Origin of the sequence: Sphingobium psychrophilum (assembly GCF_012927105.1) — a bacterium.
GTDB classification, from domain to species: domain Bacteria; phylum Pseudomonadota; class Alphaproteobacteria; order Sphingomonadales; family Sphingomonadaceae; genus Sphingobium; species Sphingobium psychrophilum.
This window is the reverse complement of the sequence record NZ_JABBFV010000039.1, coordinates 1-16751: the sequence shown is the minus strand read 5'-3', so window position 1 is coordinate 16751 and position 16751 is coordinate 1. Positions and strand designations below refer to the sequence as shown.

Here is a 16751-nt window from a genome sequence, read left to right as displayed (position 1 = left end):
AGTGGTATCGGTCCACATTGTTGATCTCCGGAAGTTTGTTGCAAAACCCCTGAATCAACGACTGCGGCAAGCGTCAAGCTAACCCGCTGATACCACTCAACTTAGTTTCGGATCGGGCTCTCAAGGACTTTGTCGCGATCCTTAACAAGGAAATGAATCCGCAGGTTGCCATGGTGAAAGGCAAGATCAAGGTCAGGGGCGACATCATGTCGGTCATGGCGCTGACCAAGCTTCTTTAAAGCTCATGTGCCGGCCATTTTTACCCGCACGTCCAACACTCATCTGAGCCATGGCGAAAACCGCCATATTAGGGGTCTGCATGCCAGAGATTATCTTTATCACGACTTCCGGGGACGAAATGCGCGCCAGCATTCCGGTCGGCACAACATTGATGCGCGGGGCGATTGAATCCGGGATTGATGACATACGCGCCGAATGCGGTGGCGTAGCTTCCTGCGGCACCTGCAAGATCATCCTCGATGAAGCCAATCAGGGCAAGATTTCGCCAGCGAGCGCTATCGAGGGTTCGATGCTGGAAGACGATCCGTCAGGCTATCGTCTGTCCTGCCAGATCGTCGTCGATCCTACGATGGACGGCCTTGTGGTCCGCGTGGCACCTGCCGAATATTAGCCGGGGAAAGCGACTCCGGTGCTGACCAGCCTGCAGGGATGGCATCGGACCGCTTCGCCGCCAAGTCAGAGCGAACAACGCATCCCTGAGTCAATATATCGCCAAGAGAGAAGCCAATGTCACAATTTGCCTATGTCGTACTCAGCAATCCCGTCGCCGGCCGCGAAGACGAATATAACGACTGGTACAGCAACCGACATCTGGCCGATGTCACCGCCGTCCCTGGCTTCGTTGCCGCGCAGCGTTTCCGTTTGATGGATGACGCGGTGGAGGGCGCACCGCGTCAGCGCTATATGGCCATCTACACAATGGAAACCGACGATCCCGGCGCTGCGGTCGAGCAATTAACCGCGCTCGTTCAGTCCGGAAAGATGGAAATGAGCGAGGCCTTCTCCATGGAGGACATGGCCATCCACATGTACGAGGCGATCACGCCAATTGTCGCCGCCGCAGCGAAGGGCGCATGAAATGAGCAAGGGCGAATTTGCGGGACTGGTCGTTGTAGTGACCGGAGCGGCCTCCGGCCTCGGCCGTGCGGCAAGCATCCGTTTTGCGGCGGAGGGCGCGAGAGTGTGTCTGGTCGACCTCAACAATGACGGCCTGATTGAGACGATGCGGCGCATTGCCGAAGCGGGCGGCGAAAGCGTTATCTATGCGGGTGATCTGGGTGATGCGGCAAATTGCGCAAAGGCCGTGGAGACCGCGATCGAGGCTTTCGGACGTATGGACGTTCTGTGCAATGTTGCCGGCATCTTGCGGTTCCATGCCCTCGCCGACGTCACGGCCGATGTCTGGGCCCGGCTGTTCTCCGCCAACGTCACTGCGCCCTTCTTCATGATTCAGGCGGCGATGCCCCATCTCATCGAAACGAAGGGCAATGTCGTCAACGTCGTTTCGACGGCCGCGTTCCTGGGGCAGGCCTATACCGCGCCCTATGCGGCCACGAAGGCAGCGCTGCTCAGCCTGACCAAATCACTCGCAATGGAATTTATGCACGCACCGGTGCGTATCAACGCGCTGGCGCCCGGCGGCATGCTGACCGAGATGGTCCAGACGCTGCAATTTCCCGCGGCTGCTGATCAGAGTCTGATCGCGCGCTATATCGGCATACGACCACCTTCCCAGCCCGAAGACATTGTCGAACCACTGATGTTCCTGGCTTCCGACCGGGCACGGTCGGTGCATGGAGTCTGCTATTGTGCCGACAACGGAATCACGGCGGGCTGACGCCACCTGTAAAGTCGCGCACAGCAGAGCGTCCATGTCCAGAATGGCGGTTGGCTTCCTATCCATAGAATCCATCAAACCGCCATCCCTGCGCGTCGTCCGTCCTTGATCGCCTCGTCGGTGGCAAACACGCTCCAGCGCGCCTCACGCGCGTCCCCGATGATGCGGACATCCGTCCCGCTTCCCACCAGCGCATGGAAGAGGCTTTCCTGCGGCGGCTTGGACGTGATGAGGATGGTGTTGTCGATGCCTTCGAGGATCGTCTCAGCGCCGGTGAAATAGTCGCGCAGGCGGACATTTGCGGGATCGATCTCCACGATCTCGGTCGAAGGTAGAAATCGAACCTTGGGAATGACGCGGCGCGCGATAAGCTTGTTGAGACCAAGCTCTGTCACCGACATGGCCATCGCCGAATCCATCGTCACGAAGGTGACGTCCTTGCCCTGGTCGGCAAGATATTCGGCAATGCCCGGACCGACCTCATACGCCGTATTGTCGTAGACGATGATGCGCTTGCCCAGCCGGGCATGCTCGAGCAGCACCTCCTCGGGCGTGAAGACATGATCGAGTCCGGCGCCCGGAACACCCGGTAGCTGATTCTTGCTGGAACCCGTCTTGGAATAGCGCGCGCCGGTCGCCACGAGGATGGCATCGGCCTTGAGCGCCGCGACACTCTCGATGGTCGCCTCCGTGTTCATCCGTATGTCGACACCCAGCTTGTCGAGTTGGAGCTTGAGCCAGCCGATGATGTCCGCTCGGTCGGAAAGGCCAGGGAGCATCGCCTGAAGCGTCACATGGCCGCCAAGCTGATCCGACTTCTCAAGCAGTGTGACTGTATGGCCGCGCTTCGCTGCGACCATCGCCGCCTGCATGCCGGCAGGCCCGGCGCCGGCGATCACGACATGCTTTGCGACGGCCGCAGGCAAAATATCGCCTTCGTGCTCGAAGCCGATGTCCGGATTGACGGTACAGCCCACGGGCTGACCGTAGCAGGAGCGCAGGAAGCATCCTTCCAGATCGCCGATACATGCGCGAATTTCGGCCGTACGGTCATCGCGGCATTTGTTCGGCCATTCCGGGTCGGCAATCACGGACCGGGCGACGAACACCATATCGCATCGATTATCGGCAATCGCCTGGTCCGCGAAGGCCGGGGTCAGGACGCGGCCTCCGCTGATGACCGGCAGCTTAACCGCCCTCTTCACCGCAGCGGCGGCATCGAGATGCGTCCCCTCCTTGACCACATAGGAAGAAGGATAGTGATATTGCGTCATTTGCGGTTTCTGACCGCGCGCAGTGATGCGCAGCCAATCCACCATGCCGGTATCCTCCAGGATCTTGCACTGTGCGATGCCGTCGTCGATGCCCCTGGCGCCCAACGTGGACTCATCGGCATTGACCGCAATGCCGATGGCGAAGTCCGGCCGGACGCGCTGACGGATGGCCGCAAGGATCTCGACCACGATGCGCATCCGGTTTTCAAGACTGCCGCCAAAGCGATCGGTGCGCTCATTGTAGAATTCGGAGGTGAAGCTTTGCAGACCGCCGCCCGCGTTGATCGGAAACTCGAAGCCGTCGGCGCCGGCGTCCTGCGCATGGGCTGCAGCCACGGCATGGGCCTCGATCAGCGCCTCGACCTCGATCGTGGTCATCGAACGTGGCTGCGTGTCCGACAGGACGGTATGCGGGGCTATGCCCGATGCCTGCGCCTGATCGACGTCGGCCATCATCCAAACGCCCTGCACGGCGATCTTCGCACCATGCTTGTGCGCTGCATCGACGATCCGGCGGATTGCAGGAATGTGGTCCGGATTATAGGCTTCGATGAACCAGCCGGGCGGCACCAATGGCGCAGGCACGACCTGGCAACTTGCGATCACCATCAGGCCCGCGCCGCCTTTGGCCCGCGCCTCGAAATAGCCGACCTGCCGATCGGTGCCGATGCCGAGGCCGACCATGCCGTGCGGCGACATGAAGACACGGTTCTTGATCTCCATCGCGCCAATCTTCAGGGGGCTGAACATGTGGGTATATTTGCTCATCGCATTCCTCTCCCGGCCGCCAGCCTGTTGCTGTTGCAGCCCGTGTTTCTGATCATTTGTCGTCGGTGAAATGAACCACGAAGGCGGTATCGGCGGCCGCATGCCGCATGGGGATCGCCTTTTGGTACGCATCGGAGCGATACCAGCGCATGGCCGTGTCATTGTCGGGAAACTTCATGATGACGACGCTGCTGCCCGGCGGTGTGCCCTCCAGTGGCTCGATCCCTTCGCTGACGGTAACCTCGAACGCCATGCCGTCGAGCGACACGAAGCCCTGAGCCGAATATTCGGCGTATTTTTCGAGATCATGCTTCTGCATGACGCTCAATATGTAGGATGCCATAGCTGCTCTCCCATCCTGTTTCAGTTGGCGCTCATTTGCGCCATCACGTCGGCGTAGAACGGCACATGGTGGACGATGCCGCCGTCGGCGCTGAACACCTGGCCTGTGACGAAGCTGGCCGCATCGGACGCAAGGAACAGCACCGGCCCTGCAATGTCCTCGGGCACGCTCTGTCGCGGCAGCAACACATGGCGCTGGATGAAATCGATTTCACCGTCGGACATCATCTCACGGGCACCCTTGCTCAGGACAAGGCCCGGCAGGATGGCGTTGCAGCGGATATTATGATGGCCGAAATGGGTCGCGACATTCCGGGTCATCGTGTGAAGCGCAGCCTTGGACGACGCATAGGCCGGATGGAACAAATCACCTAGGAGCGCAGTACCAGACCCTGTGTTGATGATGGATCCGCCGCCGCCCGCGATCATGTGCGGCGCGACATGCTTGATCATCAGCATCGGTCCACGCGTGTTGATGGCGAAGGTCCGGTCCCAGACCTCGGAGGTCATGTCCAGGAAAGATTTGTCCTGGGCCATGAAATCGGGGCGCGTGTCGGCGGCGTTGTTGTGCAATATGTCAATGCGGCCATAATGCGCCACCGTCGCGGCGATGACGGCGGCGATGCTGTCCTCGTCGACAAGGTCGAGCACGTGCGCCATGGCCGTTCCGCCCGCGCTGACAATGTCGTCGGCCACCTTCTGCGCGCCCGTCAGATTGATGTCGGCCAGCACGACGGCAGCGCCCGCTCCGGCGAGCGCGCGCGCGCATGCCTCGCCGATATTGGCGCCCGAGCCGGTCACGATCGCGACGCGCCCTTTCAGATCTCCAAACAACATCCTGCTTCTCTCCCAAATATTGAACTATTCTTGGTGATCGTCCCGACCCGCTGCGGATCGCTATTCAATCGACGCGCAGGTTTACGTGCGTCGGGAAGCGTTCCGTCGGCATCCCGCCACAAATGATGACGTCGTCCGGATGGGCGAGGCGCAGATGGGGGAACCCGAAGACGAGACGCCCGACGATCGCACGCGTCACCATCCGCGCCAGAATATTGCCGGGACACAGATGCGGTCCAAAACCGAAAGTCAGGATGTCGCGCGGGTCGCGGGTGATGTCGAACCGGGCAGGATCGGGATATTTGTCCGGATCGTAGTTCGCCGCGCCGAGCGACATGTGCGCGACCATCCCCGGGTAGATTGGCGTGCCGTCGATCACATGTTCCTTGACGACGAAGCGATGGCGGAAATTGCCAAGGCAATCGATCCGCATGCACTCTTCGAGCGCCTTGTTCAGCAGCGAAGGGTCGGCCCGTAACAGGGCCAGCTGATCGGGATGCCGCAGCAGGCGCAACACTGCGTTGCTGGAGGTGGCGGTGACCGTGCCCAGACCGGCGGTGAAAAGCTGCACCAAGGTTGAAAACAGTTCTTCGATCGAGATCGACCCTTTTTCATCGTGCGCCGCGATGACGGTCCCAACCAGGTCGTCCTTTGGCGCGACCCGGCGCTCCTCGATCAGTCGACCACAGAAGTCATGGACGGCGTTGAACGCCTCCATATATGCGGCCGGCTTGGGCGCACCGGGCGGGACCGTTGCCACCAGTTCAAGGGCGTTGGACAGGTTGATAAAGATCGGCCAGATTTCCGGATCGAATTCGAACACGCCGCCCAGCAAGACGCGATACATCAGTGGTCCGGCAAACTCGGTCACCATGTCGAACGTTTTTTTCTCGGCAACGGCCAAGGCGAGTTCGTCGACCATGCCCTCGATCAGTGGCTGGATCTTGGCGACCCGGCTCGGCGTGAACCCTGGCTGCATGAGCCTGCGCACCCGTGAATGTTCTGGCGGATCATAATCGACGACCAGCGGCAAACCGTTGAAATAATCGAACAGATCGGTGCCCCAGCCCTTGTGCGGCACGGCGCTGATGATGTCGTGCGTCCGCAGCGCCCATTGGACTTGCGCGTGCCGCGAGATGACGACATGGGCGTGGCCCTGGACCATCGCGTAGAAGGGCGGACTTTTTGCCCATTGGGTGAAGTAGGGAGCGGGGTTGGCCTTCAGCTCCTGCCCGAAAAGGTCGACGTCAAGAAACCGTGCTTCGTCGAGCGGCGGAATCCTGGGTTTGGTGGAGAGTGTCATTTCGGACATCAGAGATCCTCATCACGCGAACATTTGTTCTCTTGTGAACAGGCTTGGAATTTCACCCCCAGAGCGGCCCGGGCATATTTTGCCGATGGCCGAGCAGTTGAAATCCAGGCCGCTCGCCAAGAGCGCCCGTTGTGCTTAGAAGCGGAGCGGATTATGGCCAAAGGCAATAATTCACCGCTCGGTCAGGGCGGGAGCCGTGATCCGTGGGAGACAGGCGTTGGGCAATTTTCAGTCGGATGATGTTGGCCGCGGCGACGAGGTAAAGGATCTGGCGTTGGGACGTCGGCCATCAACCGCAGATACGATCGGCGATATTCAGCGCGCAGCCAAGGAGGAGTTCGCCACGCATGGCTTTGACTGCGCTACAGTTGACGGCATTGCGCGCAAAGCGAAGGTATCAAAGCAACTTCTCTACTATTATTTCGGCAGCAAGGCGGACCTGTACACGCTGATCCTTGAAGAGGCCGCAGTGGGAACGACGGTTTTCAATGAAAATTGGGATCTGGACGCCTTGGACCCGGAATGCGCGCTCAAAGCGTATATCGACAGGATTTTCACAGACTATATTAGGCGACCGCAGATCATCAAAATGACGATGGACGAGGCCCAGCATGGTTTTGCCCATGTGGGAAAACGCAGTTCGCTTGCGAACGTTTTAAAGAATGCGATCGAGGGCCTTGAAAAGATCGTGTCGCGCGGGCGGGACGCTGGCATCTTTCGCGATGACGTCGATGCAGATGCCCTTTTCTGGACCATATTCAGCATGGTGACGACGTGGTTCGCCCATAGCCCCATGATCTCGTTCGTATCCGGCGCCAAACTGGGCGGAGACCAGGGGCTGAAGGCCTGGCGGGACTATTCGGCGGGGTTTGTGCTGCATTCTATCAGGGTGGCGGGGTAACCCGTGGTTTGGCCCATGGCGATCTGAGCGAGGCGGAATGCCGAGTTATAAGAGATGCCCGCCCGATCCACCACATCATGGCCGGCGATGGTATAATCCGCTTTGAAAGATTGATCGTCTCTCTTGGCAGAGCGCCCGGGGAAATGTTTGCGGAAGAAATCGAAACATGGTCATTTCCCTCGCGCGGGAGCAAGCGAGACGATGGCGGCAGAGATTGAAGGGATATATAAGCCAGCGCGCGCACTAAAACGGACGAACTGTTCGGTGATGGCCATGTCGGTGACGGAGCTTGGTCTCAACATGCTTATCGCACGCGTGCTTCCCAAGGTTGGGCTGAAAGGTACGCATGACGAGGGATGGAGGCTGTTGCTCGGCGTCATCGATATCGGGCTGGGTACTTATCTGGTGATCAGCGGCCCGCTGGCAGGGCTTGCCTTCGTGGCGGCGATCATCGGCTTCAGCTTTCTCTTCCGCGGTGTTTTCCTTATCTCACTTGCCTTTGGCCTGAGGCGGCTGAAGTCCGCGTGACGAGGGGATGCGGCCAGGAGATGGATATACCGAGGCTGACGGCGAATGCTGCGGAAGGGTTCGCGCCGATCCTCAGCGCGACCAGGAGGCGTAGCAGGTGAGCAATCCATATGAAGTTCTCGGCGTCGCCGCGTCCGCGAGCGGGGACGATATCCAGAAAGCGTATCGCAAGCTCGCGAAGAAGCTCCATCCGGACCTCAACCCTGGCGACAAGTCGGCCGAGGAGCCCTGCTGAAAGGGCCTAGCTCCTCACAACATCTGCGCCACAGCCTCTATCCGCGCCATAATCTGTCAGCTGCGGTGAGAGCAAACAACGAGTTCACGTCGGAATTGGCGAACCGATCCGTGCTAAAGTCTGGAAGGCAATGATTGACGACTCAGAACCATTCCAGCCTGCGCAGGCAAGCGAATTCGACGCTTCGTTCCAAGCGACCAACCAGAGCCCGGTTGAGCAACTTCTTGCCCTTCTGGAGATTGAATATGGGGCGCTGCAGATGCGCCTCTCGACGCATCTGCGTTCCTCCGAGGCTGCAGCTGAGGCGCTCCACGACGTCTATGTCAAGCTGAGGGCGGACCCGTCTATCGGCGATCTCCATAACCCACGCTTCTACCTCTACCGGATGGCCATCAATCTCGCAAAGAACAGGAGGCGGAGCGACTGGCGCGCGATCAACATGGAGGATGCTGGGCTTCTCGATATTCCGGACAATGCGCCGAGTCAGGAAGCCGCCACCTTGGCCACGGACGAAATGACGCGAGCTTTGCAGGCGCTTCATACCCTCCCGCCTCGGCGGCAGGCAATATTCCTAGCCAAGTGGCGCGACGAGAAATCGCAAAGCGAGATTGCCGCCGAGTTCGGCTTGCACAAGCGCACGGTTCAAAAGGAGCTCACTCGAGCGGAGATATATCTCAGGAAGGTCTTACGTCGTCGCAAGCGGCCGGTCTGACCGGCGCTGATGCCGCTCTACCGGTTGATCGAGGCCACGTCCTTGCCGCCGAACGGTTGCACGGCGACGACACTACCGTGCCGGTTAACCATGGTGTGGGGCATCCTTGTCATCGTATTTGCTACAGCTCCAACAAACCAAGGTTTGTCCGGTCGAGTGCAGGAGATGCTGGCATGAAGCATGAGGGAAGCTGCCACTGCGGGACAATCCGCGTTGCGATTGAGGATGATCCTGTCGATGCCGGTGAGTGCAATTGCTCGATCTGCCGGCGAACCGGAGCACTTTGGACGTACCGCACACCCAGCCAAGTGATGGTCACGGGCATGGGCGTGGGCTATATGCACCCTGACGTTGTGGCATTGCGCTACGTGCGGCGTCACCACCCACAGAAGCCCGCGCAATCCGACGTACGACCGGATGGGCATCTATTTGACCCGGCGTTGTGGAATGGGCTGCCCCGCCGGTTCATCGACGGCGCGAGTTGGTGAGGGATGGTGACTCCCCAGGCCGCAATTGTAATGATTTGGGCCATATCGTCATAAGACGGATCGCTGGCCGTTAACCTGCCTTCCGCGCCAGAAAGCAGATTTTCCGGTCTCCACGACATCATTGCTCCTCTGGGCGTCCGTTGAAGCCGCCACTTGGTCGCGGCCTGCGGTCTTCACCGGATGGCTACGGGAGGCCCGGCGCTGAACTCGGACAAAAAAGTGGGGCGCCTTTTGGATCGCCAATGTGTCCCCTCATTGGGAATAGTAGGGCTTCCTCCTTCGAACGCGCCTCGGCTTGCGCCCTAGCGTCTCCTGGTGGTGGTCGATGAGGCAGGGCGCTGAGGTTCCCCGGCGCAAGCAATCTGCCTCGCAACCCGTTGGGGGTCGCCATGGCGGCTTTTGGAAGTGTGGGCGCGAGCGCGAAGCCGTGCGCGCGGTCGACGCAGACTAAAACACAATCTGTGCCGATCGGACGGCAAAAGGGTTTCGGGGGGCCCAGAGGAGAGACGAGCAGTCGGCCGATGCTCGCCCCCTGGCAGGTCAGTCTGGCCATGCGCACGATGCGGCGTAATCTCAGCAACGCAATCTCGATCTCCGAAATCGCGTCTCTGTGCCGATTGTCGCTCTGCTATTTTGTGCGAGCTTTCACGAACACGGTTGGAATCGCACCCTATGCCTGGTTCGTTCAGCAGCGCATCGTGCGCGCAAAACGCCTCTTGGCCGATACCGCGCTACCCCTGGTGCAAGTCGCTCTCGAGTGCGGATTCTCCGACCAGGCCCACTTCACCAAAGCGTTTGCCAAGGCATCCGGCATAACGCCTGCAAAATGGCGCCGTCAGATTTGCACGTGCTGAGCTTTCATGGCGGGCGCAAGGCTGATCTCTCAGTCCTTCCTTTCGCCTTCCGCTCCTCGAGAAGCCGCACGGCGATTGGCGAAGGCGAGCAGGGCAGGGTCATGCTCAGGCCGATTCCAGCGCGCAAAATCCCGCAGAACCACCACATCTTCAAGATGCGTGAGGAACGTGTAGACCTTGTTGACGATGTCGATCATCAATGCCTTCATCTCGGCATCGGAAATTCGAGAAGCTTGGCTCCAGGGGATCTCGCCATAGGGCGTGACCACCTTCACATCGCTATAGTCACCGATGACACTGTCCGGCACGGTGCCGGCATGGATTTCTTCCAGCCGGGTATTGCGGACACAATGCTCCACGAGCGCCAAAGCGACCCTGCGCATTGCTTCGTCAGGCACTTTCTCTTCGGGCATTAAGTCCTCCCACCCGCAGAGTTGGAAGTTGGAAGCATCGGTCTCCTCGGGTCGAGGAGGCGCTTTTGATGCTTTAAAGCTGCGCGCTCAGCTCTGACAGCCTCTCTTGGCAAAGTTCGTTGACGATCGTGCCAAGCACCTCGACGCGCTCGGAGAGATATGCGAATTCCTCCTCCGTCATCTTGAAATGCTCGGAATGCCTAGCCTTCACATAGGCATCTTTGAGCTTGTTGAAATACGCTTCCTGCTTGCGGGTCTCCCTTGGCCAAGCATCGACGAGGCGCGCAGAAATCGTTTCAGCGCGCGTCCGAAGGAATTTGATATTGTGGCTATAAGGGGTGTAGAAGGTGTAGACGAGAAGAACGCAGTAATAGAGACGTTCGCACGCCTGCTGAAGATTATAGGCTGCGTCGGGAAATTGCTTGTTGTCGTAGGCAAACTGATAAAGCATCCGCGACGATATAGCGAGGCCGAACCACTGGTCGAAATAACCCTTCGCCATGTCATAGGCTTGCTGCGGGGTCTTGGGCTTGGGCTCGTGCAGTTCGCTGTTGTCGACTTGATACAGCGCAATGCCATCGCGCGCGATGTCCATAAAGAAATAGCGGCCATGAGCCAGCCCATCGTTCACTTCCTGCAGCGTGTGAACGATGAAATTGACCGGCGTGCGTAGGCGGTTGAGGATCATGGTTTCCCGGTCGAGGCGTTCTTCCGCTTTCTCCCAATATTCGGGTCTGTCCGTCAGCTCCTTCTGGTTGACGATGATGAGCAGGTCGAAATCCGATCGATAGCCCCTCTCGGTATGCGGCTCATGCACCCACCGTCCGGTCGCATAGGAGCCGTAGAGGATGATCTTGAGGATGCGGCCAAGCTTGCGCGGCCCAGTCGGCTGGCCAAGCGCGTCCTCGAACTCCTCAAAGAGGATCCGGATGACCCGATCGAGTTCGCGCCGCTTGTTTACCGGAAGATGGTCGAGTTCGGTTTTCATCGTCTCATCGTCATTCGGGTCATGTGAGAGGGAAGCGCGAAGGCTCGTCTTCCCACGGGTTGAAGATCACGGCGCCGCTGTGGCGAGTATCCTTGATGTTTCGCGTCACGAGGAAGAGGTCGTGCTCGATCGCGGTTGCCGCGAGCAGCGTATCGATCACCGGCGGGGACTGCCCCGTCCGCCGCTTCACCTCACCCGAAATTGCGCCCCAGCGATAGACGATGGCGTCGTGAACGGAGAGGAGCCGGTCGCTGAAGCGTTCAGCGAGGGCGTCGCGGGCCGCTATATAGCGCGAACGATCCGGATGTTCCGGCTCGAGATTGTGGATGCCTTTATCGAATTCCGCGAGCGCCAGGACGCTCAGGAACATCCGGTGCTCGGGTTGCGCTGTCGCCCATGCCTTGACGCTCGGCGCACCGTTCGGGCTGGCCAACGCAGATACGATATGCGTGTCCAGCAGCCAGCCTTTCACAAGGCGACGTCCCGCCCGCGGTCGATCTCGCGCTCAAGGTTCAGGCCGTCGAGTCCGAGGCCCTCGAGGAACGGAACGAACGCAGGCTTGCCCGCATCCCTGGGCAGAAGCCGGTCGAGTTCGTCCACGCTCATCACCACTACGGCCTCCCGGCCGCGGACCGTGACCCGCTGCGGTCCCTCGCTCTGGGCACGCCTGACGACTTCGCTGAAGCGGGCCTTGGCATCTTCGAGTTTCCACGTACTGCGGGGACCGGATTTCTCACCTTCCGTCTTGCCAACTGCCGTGCCCATTGATTATCTCCTGACTAGCTAGTCAGATATAGACTGCTCCAGCCGCTATCGCAAGACCAATCGCCCCTTCGCGAGCAAACGGCTGATATGACTAAGTGCAAGGCTCCGCCGTGGAACTCCCATGTCAGCCAGGGAGCGTCGGTCTGCGGAGGTGTTCTATCGGCACATCCGTCCACTATACTCCGGCGATGTCCACGAAGAACGATTCGTACCAAGGCTCGCTGTTCCGCGAAGGCGATTTGCCCTCACCCAGGCGCAACAGCCTTGCCTCCCGATCCGATACTCAAGGCGATTTGTCTTCAGACCCGCCACCTGCCAGCTTTCACATTCGGGTCCGTCGCGGACCGGAACGTCATCCGCTTGCCCGATTATGGCGCATTCTGCTGCGCGGCCGCCCACATGACGAACCTTGATCCAGATAGTCGCAGGGTACCCGCTGACTAGGGAGCTATGCCCTGACGTGGCCACGGCATTGAGCAAATATCTTGACATGGACCATTCAATAGTCCAAAAAAGTTCATGTAGCCGACGGCCAGTGGGAGTTCAACATGCGAGTCTCTGTGAGCGACGCCAAGGCGCAGCTGACCGAGTTGGTGCGGCGGGCCGAAGCGGGAGACGAGATTGTCCTGACGCGACATGGACAACCGGCAGTGAGGTTAGTCCCCGTCCGTCCGGCGAGCGATGGAACGGCGCGCCGCAAGCTCCTCGACGCCGCTCGGATAGCTGGAGCAGCGAAGGCAACCACCGGTCCTGACGCTGCGCATAGCCAGGATTTCCTCTATGGCGACGATGGTTTGCCCGCGTGATCGCGGTCGATACGTCTGCACTGATGGCGATTGTCCTTGATGAACCGCATGCGGCTACCTGTAGCGATGCGATCGAGGCTGCGGATGAATTGATCATCTCCGCCGGAACCGTGGCTGAAACTCTGATCGTCTCGGCCCGACGGAACGTCGCTGAGGAAATGGTGAGCCTAATCGACGGGCTTGGCTTCGAGATCGTGAGTGTGACCCCAGCCGCTGCGCACCGCGTTGCCTCGGCCTATTCCAAGTGGGGAAAGGGCGTTCATGCAGCCGGCCTCAACTTTGGCGACTGCTTCGCCTACGAAGTCGCCAGGGAGCATGGATGTCCTCTCCTCTTCGTAGGGGACGACTTCACCAAGACCGATGTTGAGAGCGCAATATAGTCGGCGAAAGGTCACGCTCCGCCCGAATCTCGCCTTGAGACGACTATGTAGACCGTGGAAATCTGGCCCGATCAGTGATATGGGGCAGTGGAAGGGGTTTCCCGATGGGCACTACCATCGACAAACATCAGGTGGAAAGCGCCGCTGACCAGCCGAAGCTGTCGAAGTGGCTCTGGCGGCCTTGGTATGCCAAGCTTTGGTGGTCCGCCATTCCTGTCTGGTGGCTCGGGATGGCAGCGGCGACACGCGTTGACTTTCTCGCGGCATTCTATCGTGGGGCACTCGCGGGCTATCTGAATGTCCTATTCTTCCCGATGACGGCGCTTATGGTGCTGGGCGTCGGCTACGTCCGAGAGCGTCTGGGCCACTTTGTGGGGCAAGGTGATGGAACGCCGCTGTCCGATGAGGAACCTTCGACTGTGACGAAACGCATTTGGGCGGAGCATGATCGCGCGATGAAAGATCTGGCCGCCACAACTGACATGTTCGACCCGCGGTCGGGAGTACTCTGGATCGGCAACCCGTTGAACCCCCTCAATGCGGGGTATATTAATCCGCACACAGGTAAGCACTCTTAACGCTTCTTGAAGCTGCTGTCGCCGTCACCCGGACTGCCTTCGATATCAGTTGAGAAGCTCCCTTTCGCAAGAACCGAGTTCTGTTCCAGTGACGTCAGCGGCCCGGTGATATCGAAGGTAGCGCGCCCACTATCTGCATCTTGGAGGTAGCGATTGCGTATGCCTTCGTCACCGAGGACGCGGTTTGACAATTCGCGGGAGAATGCTGCTTCCGGGTCGCTGGAACGGGCTGCTGCGCGCTCTGCGGCGGCGATGGATTCGCGAACGTCATAGTTGACGATATCAAGCGTTGACCCCGCAGCCTCACTCGTGGAACTTGTGTCTCTGCTGCTAAACCCAACGCCTGCGCCAACGCGCCCCGACGTTGATTGCATCTTCTGTGGGGCTTGAGCACGCCGGCCTTGTGTTTTTCTTCCGGCCCCTTGCCCGCGTTCACCGATGTCTTCGTTTTCGGATACGCCGACTGAACGGCCGAGTTCCACGTTGACACTGGTACCCATCGTCGTCTGATCTTGGGCCGAACGTGACAGCGTTCTCTGCCACCCAGTCTGGGCCATGATCGCCTGCACATCACGCTGGAGCGTGTCGGCGACCTGCGGCTTCAGCCGCCATTCGCCCTTGCGGTCCATCTCGAACCCGCCGCGCAGCCAGTTGGACAGCATGGCCTGGCCTTCGGCGCCGCCGCCCATGAAATGCTCGATCGTATCCGGTCCGGCTTGCTTGCCGGCTTCGAACCGCGTGCTGGTGTCGCTGCGCGCCGACCGGCTGAAATCCGTTCGGCTGGAGACGAGGAGATCGTTGTGCGCGAAGCTGAAGCGGGCATGCCCGCCATTCGCGATCGCGCCGAGCTGGCTCTCGTTGATGAGGCCAGCCTTCGACATGGCAGCCGCCGTCTCGGGAGTAAGGTTGAGGCTGAGATCGCCATTCTGGTCCATCGCGATCTGCCGCTTCGACAGCTTGATGCCGTTTTCGGCGAGCAGGCCTTGCATCCGGGTCAGCCGCTCCCGGTCGACGATCGAGGTCAAGCGCTCGTTCCGAGCGCGATCGGCGATACCGCCAGCGCCACCTTCGGCCATGTCGATCTGGTTGCCTGCGGTGCGGCTCAATGCCTGGATGAAGCTGTCGAGCCGCGCTGCCTCGCGCGTCGATACGCCGGCTGCCTCCGCGCCCTCGGCAAAGCCGAAATTTTCCGCCTGACGCCGCTGCTCGCCGATCCGCGCCGCGCCGCGCGTGCCTGCGGTTCCGACTTCCCGCTGCGCATCGAGCTTGCCGGAGCGCTCGGCAAAGTCGTACCCAGCCGCCTCGACCGTCCGTCCGTAGACACTGGTGCCCTCGCGGCCCGCTTCGGCAGTGGCGCCATCAGCGGTTCCGACCTGCACCGCCATATTGTAGCGCTCAAGGGCCGCCATGACCTGCGCCTCGTTCCTTCCCGTCGCGCGCCCGAGCTGCGTAACGGCGGTGCTTCTCGCCTCGCCAGACAGCGCATTGATGAACCCGACCCGGCGCGCCGTCTCATCAACGGAGAGACCGAGCATCGAAGCCGCCTCTCGCTGGCCGTGATTGCTGCCGCTGCGCCAGCCCTGCTCGGTCGCGACATTGGTGCGCTCGACGCCCGCGACATTATCGCCGGCATAGTCGCGGCGCCCTTCCATCGCACCGACCTGGATCTGCGCCGACGTGAGGTCGTTCCTCAGCATCTGCTCCTGGTCGAAGGTGTTGGCGATCAGCTTGGCTAAAGTCGGATCGGCCTGGGCCTCTCCGATCACGCCCGAGGCTTTGAGCTCGGCATCGCTCGCCGAATAGCCGGCCCGCTCAAAATGGCGCGTGGCCGCCTGCATCATCATGCCGTAAGCTCGGCTGTCGCCGAACGCGCGCCATTGCACCAGGTTCTGGCTGAAGGCCGCGAACGTCCTCTCGCCGGCCTCACCCTGGCCGAAATAGCCCGTCCCGAGGCTCCTGAGCGCATCCTTCTCGGCAAATTGGTGGATCGCAGTGGTCGCGGCATTGGCCTGAACGGCGCGCGCAACCGCCGGGTCGGCGAGATCCCGGCCAGCCAACGCCGGCGCAAGGCTGCCAAGCTGACGAGAGCCCTCGATGCCGCCAAGCGCCATCGCCGTCCCGCCCGGGGTGCCGGGTCGCTGGCCAAGGATATGACCTGCCTCACCGAAGACGCGGTTGGCGCCGAAGGTCGATCGTTCCCCGAAATCGCCGAAGCTCGATGACGCAGCGGCGCGGGAGCGGGTGCCCAATGCCGAGGCCTGCGCTTCCAGCGCAGACGCTTGTCCCTCGGCCGTACCCATGGGCGCGGCGGCGGCCGTGCCTTGGCTCGCCACGCCGAGGGAGCCCGACGTGAAGGAGGTGAACACATTGCCGCTGAAGCGGAACACGGTAAAGACGAACGCGCCGGCTAGGCCGGCCGCGGCCGTGCGAAAGCTGCCGAAGATCGCCAGCGCCTTCATCGCCGCCGAAGGCGCGAGCAGCCAAGCGTTGGCCGCAAGCGCGTTCGAGCGCAACTCCGCGAGCGTCGCCGTCGCGCGACCGAGCGTGAGCTGATAGATGCCCGCATCGATAACGCCCCAGAGCGCCACAAACGGCGGTCAGATTCCAGGCCATCGGGGCGGAGTAAAAGTAGGCCACTGTGATGCGGGCCTGACGATATGAAGAGGGCCCCGATCGGGGCCCTCTTCATATCGTTGTCGTCATTGATCAGGT

The 16751-nt window shown here is 60.6% G+C and carries 21 protein-coding genes and 1 pseudogene; 13 read left to right on the top strand and 9 right to left on the bottom strand.

Going from position 1 to position 16751, the window contains the following annotated elements:
• Positions 1-53: 53 nt before the first annotated feature.
• The 4 genes from HHL08_RS26355 (at position 54) to HHL08_RS24270 (ending at position 1858) form a co-directional block, all read left to right on the top strand.
• The gene (locus tag HHL08_RS26355) at positions 54-239 is read left to right on the top strand and encodes an SCP2 sterol-binding domain-containing protein (RefSeq protein WP_169575455.1); all 186 of its coding nucleotides are present in this window, start codon (positions 54-56) and stop codon (positions 237-239) included.
• Between the two features lie 80 nt (positions 240-319).
• A complete protein-coding gene (locus HHL08_RS24280; protein WP_169575454.1) occupies positions 320-631 on the top strand; it encodes a 2Fe-2S iron-sulfur cluster-binding protein in 312 nt (103 codons plus the stop codon).
• Positions 632-747: 116 nt separating this feature from the next.
• Positions 748-1098 carry a DUF4286 family protein gene (locus tag HHL08_RS24275; RefSeq protein ID WP_169575453.1) on the top strand — a complete coding sequence of 117 codons (351 nt, stop codon included), beginning with the start codon at positions 748-750 and terminating at the stop codon, positions 1096-1098.
• A 1-nt stretch (position 1099) separates the two neighbouring features.
• A complete protein-coding gene (locus HHL08_RS24270) occupies positions 1100-1858 on the top strand; it encodes an SDR family NAD(P)-dependent oxidoreductase (protein ID WP_169575452.1) in 759 nt (252 codons plus the stop codon).
• A 74-nt stretch (positions 1859-1932) separates the two neighbouring features.
• On the opposite strand, the gene HHL08_RS24265 is transcribed toward HHL08_RS24270, so the two are convergent.
• The 4 genes from HHL08_RS24265 to HHL08_RS24250 form a co-directional block, all read right to left on the bottom strand.
• On the bottom strand, positions 1933-3900 hold the full coding sequence (locus HHL08_RS24265) for an oxidoreductase (RefSeq protein ID WP_169575451.1): 1968 nt from the start codon (positions 3898-3900) through the stop codon (positions 1933-1935).
• A gap of 52 nt (positions 3901-3952) precedes the next feature.
• A complete protein-coding gene (locus HHL08_RS24260; protein ID WP_169575450.1) occupies positions 3953-4243 on the bottom strand; it encodes a DUF1330 domain-containing protein in 291 nt (96 codons plus the stop codon).
• A 20-nt stretch (positions 4244-4263) separates the two neighbouring features.
• The gene (locus HHL08_RS24255; RefSeq protein WP_169575449.1) at positions 4264-5079 is read right to left on the bottom strand and encodes an SDR family NAD(P)-dependent oxidoreductase; all 816 of its coding nucleotides are present in this window, start codon (positions 5077-5079) and stop codon (positions 4264-4266) included.
• A gap of 64 nt (positions 5080-5143) precedes the next feature.
• Positions 5144-6391, bottom strand: coding sequence for a cytochrome P450 (locus tag HHL08_RS24250; protein ID WP_169575448.1), 1248 nt, complete (start codon positions 6389-6391; stop codon positions 5144-5146).
• 217 nt (positions 6392-6608) lie between these two features.
• Here HHL08_RS24250 and HHL08_RS24245 point away from each other — a divergent pair, with 217 nt between their 5' ends.
• From HHL08_RS24245 to HHL08_RS24220, 6 genes are all read left to right on the top strand, one after another.
• Positions 6609-7292: a TetR/AcrR family transcriptional regulator gene (locus HHL08_RS24245; protein ID WP_169575447.1), complete on the top strand. Its 684-nt coding sequence runs from the start codon at positions 6609-6611 to the stop codon at positions 7290-7292.
• 201 nt (positions 7293-7493) lie between these two features.
• The gene (locus HHL08_RS24240) at positions 7494-7820 is read left to right on the top strand and encodes a hypothetical protein (protein WP_169575446.1); all 327 of its coding nucleotides are present in this window, start codon (positions 7494-7496) and stop codon (positions 7818-7820) included.
• A gap of 97 nt (positions 7821-7917) precedes the next feature.
• Positions 7918-8055, top strand: a complete 138-nt coding sequence (locus tag HHL08_RS24235) for a DnaJ domain-containing protein (RefSeq protein ID WP_408021805.1) — start codon at positions 7918-7920, stop codon at positions 8053-8055.
• 130 nt (positions 8056-8185) lie between these two features.
• On the top strand, positions 8186-8767 hold the full coding sequence (locus tag HHL08_RS24230) for an RNA polymerase sigma factor (protein ID WP_169575445.1): 582 nt from the start codon (positions 8186-8188) through the stop codon (positions 8765-8767).
• A 173-nt stretch (positions 8768-8940) separates the two neighbouring features.
• The gene (locus HHL08_RS24225; protein ID WP_235955287.1) at positions 8941-9255 is read left to right on the top strand and encodes a GFA family protein; all 315 of its coding nucleotides are present in this window, start codon (positions 8941-8943) and stop codon (positions 9253-9255) included.
• Between the two features lie 521 nt (positions 9256-9776).
• Positions 9777-10109 (top strand): helix-turn-helix domain-containing protein, encoded by a 333-nt coding sequence (locus tag HHL08_RS24220; RefSeq protein WP_169575444.1) that lies wholly within the window; start codon positions 9777-9779, stop codon positions 10107-10109.
• A 29-nt stretch (positions 10110-10138) separates the two neighbouring features.
• On the opposite strand, the gene HHL08_RS24215 is transcribed toward HHL08_RS24220, so the two are convergent.
• The 4 genes from HHL08_RS24215 to HHL08_RS24200 form a co-directional block, all read right to left on the bottom strand.
• Entirely contained in the window at positions 10139-10522 is a 384-nt protein-coding gene (locus HHL08_RS24215) for a hypothetical protein (protein WP_169575443.1), read from the bottom strand.
• Between the two features lie 73 nt (positions 10523-10595).
• Positions 10596-11510, bottom strand: a complete 915-nt coding sequence (locus tag HHL08_RS24210; RefSeq protein ID WP_169575442.1) for a HEPN domain-containing protein — start codon at positions 11508-11510, stop codon at positions 10596-10598.
• 19 nt (positions 11511-11529) lie between these two features.
• Positions 11530-11982, bottom strand: coding sequence for a type II toxin-antitoxin system VapC family toxin (locus HHL08_RS24205; RefSeq protein WP_043152255.1), 453 nt, complete (start codon positions 11980-11982; stop codon positions 11530-11532).
• Positions 11979-12275, bottom strand: a complete 297-nt coding sequence (locus tag HHL08_RS24200; protein WP_169575441.1) for a type II toxin-antitoxin system Phd/YefM family antitoxin — start codon at positions 12273-12275, stop codon at positions 11979-11981. Before HHL08_RS24200 ends, HHL08_RS24205 begins: the two co-directional genes overlap by 4 nt.
• Positions 12276-12823: 548 nt before the next feature.
• On the opposite strand from HHL08_RS24200, the gene HHL08_RS24195 reads away from it, so the two are divergent.
• The 3 genes from HHL08_RS24195 (at position 12824) to HHL08_RS24185 (ending at position 14039) form a co-directional block, all read left to right on the top strand.
• The gene (locus tag HHL08_RS24195) at positions 12824-13081 is read left to right on the top strand and encodes a type II toxin-antitoxin system Phd/YefM family antitoxin (RefSeq protein ID WP_043152258.1); all 258 of its coding nucleotides are present in this window, start codon (positions 12824-12826) and stop codon (positions 13079-13081) included.
• Positions 13078-13461: a type II toxin-antitoxin system VapC family toxin gene (locus tag HHL08_RS24190; RefSeq protein WP_169575440.1), complete on the top strand. Its 384-nt coding sequence runs from the start codon at positions 13078-13080 to the stop codon at positions 13459-13461. The genes HHL08_RS24195 and HHL08_RS24190 overlap by 4 nt, the downstream gene beginning before the upstream one ends.
• 104 nt (positions 13462-13565) lie before the next feature.
• Positions 13566-14039: a hypothetical protein gene (locus HHL08_RS24185; protein ID WP_169575439.1), complete on the top strand. Its 474-nt coding sequence runs from the start codon at positions 13566-13568 to the stop codon at positions 14037-14039.
• On the opposite strand, the pseudogene HHL08_RS24180 reads toward HHL08_RS24185, so the two are convergent.
• Positions 14036-16630, bottom strand: a pseudogene (locus HHL08_RS24180) (conjugal transfer protein TraG N-terminal domain-containing protein); the annotation flags it as partial. The gene HHL08_RS24185 and the pseudogene HHL08_RS24180 sit on opposite strands and share 4 nt — an antisense overlap.
• Between the last annotated feature and the right edge of the window lie 121 nt (positions 16631-16751).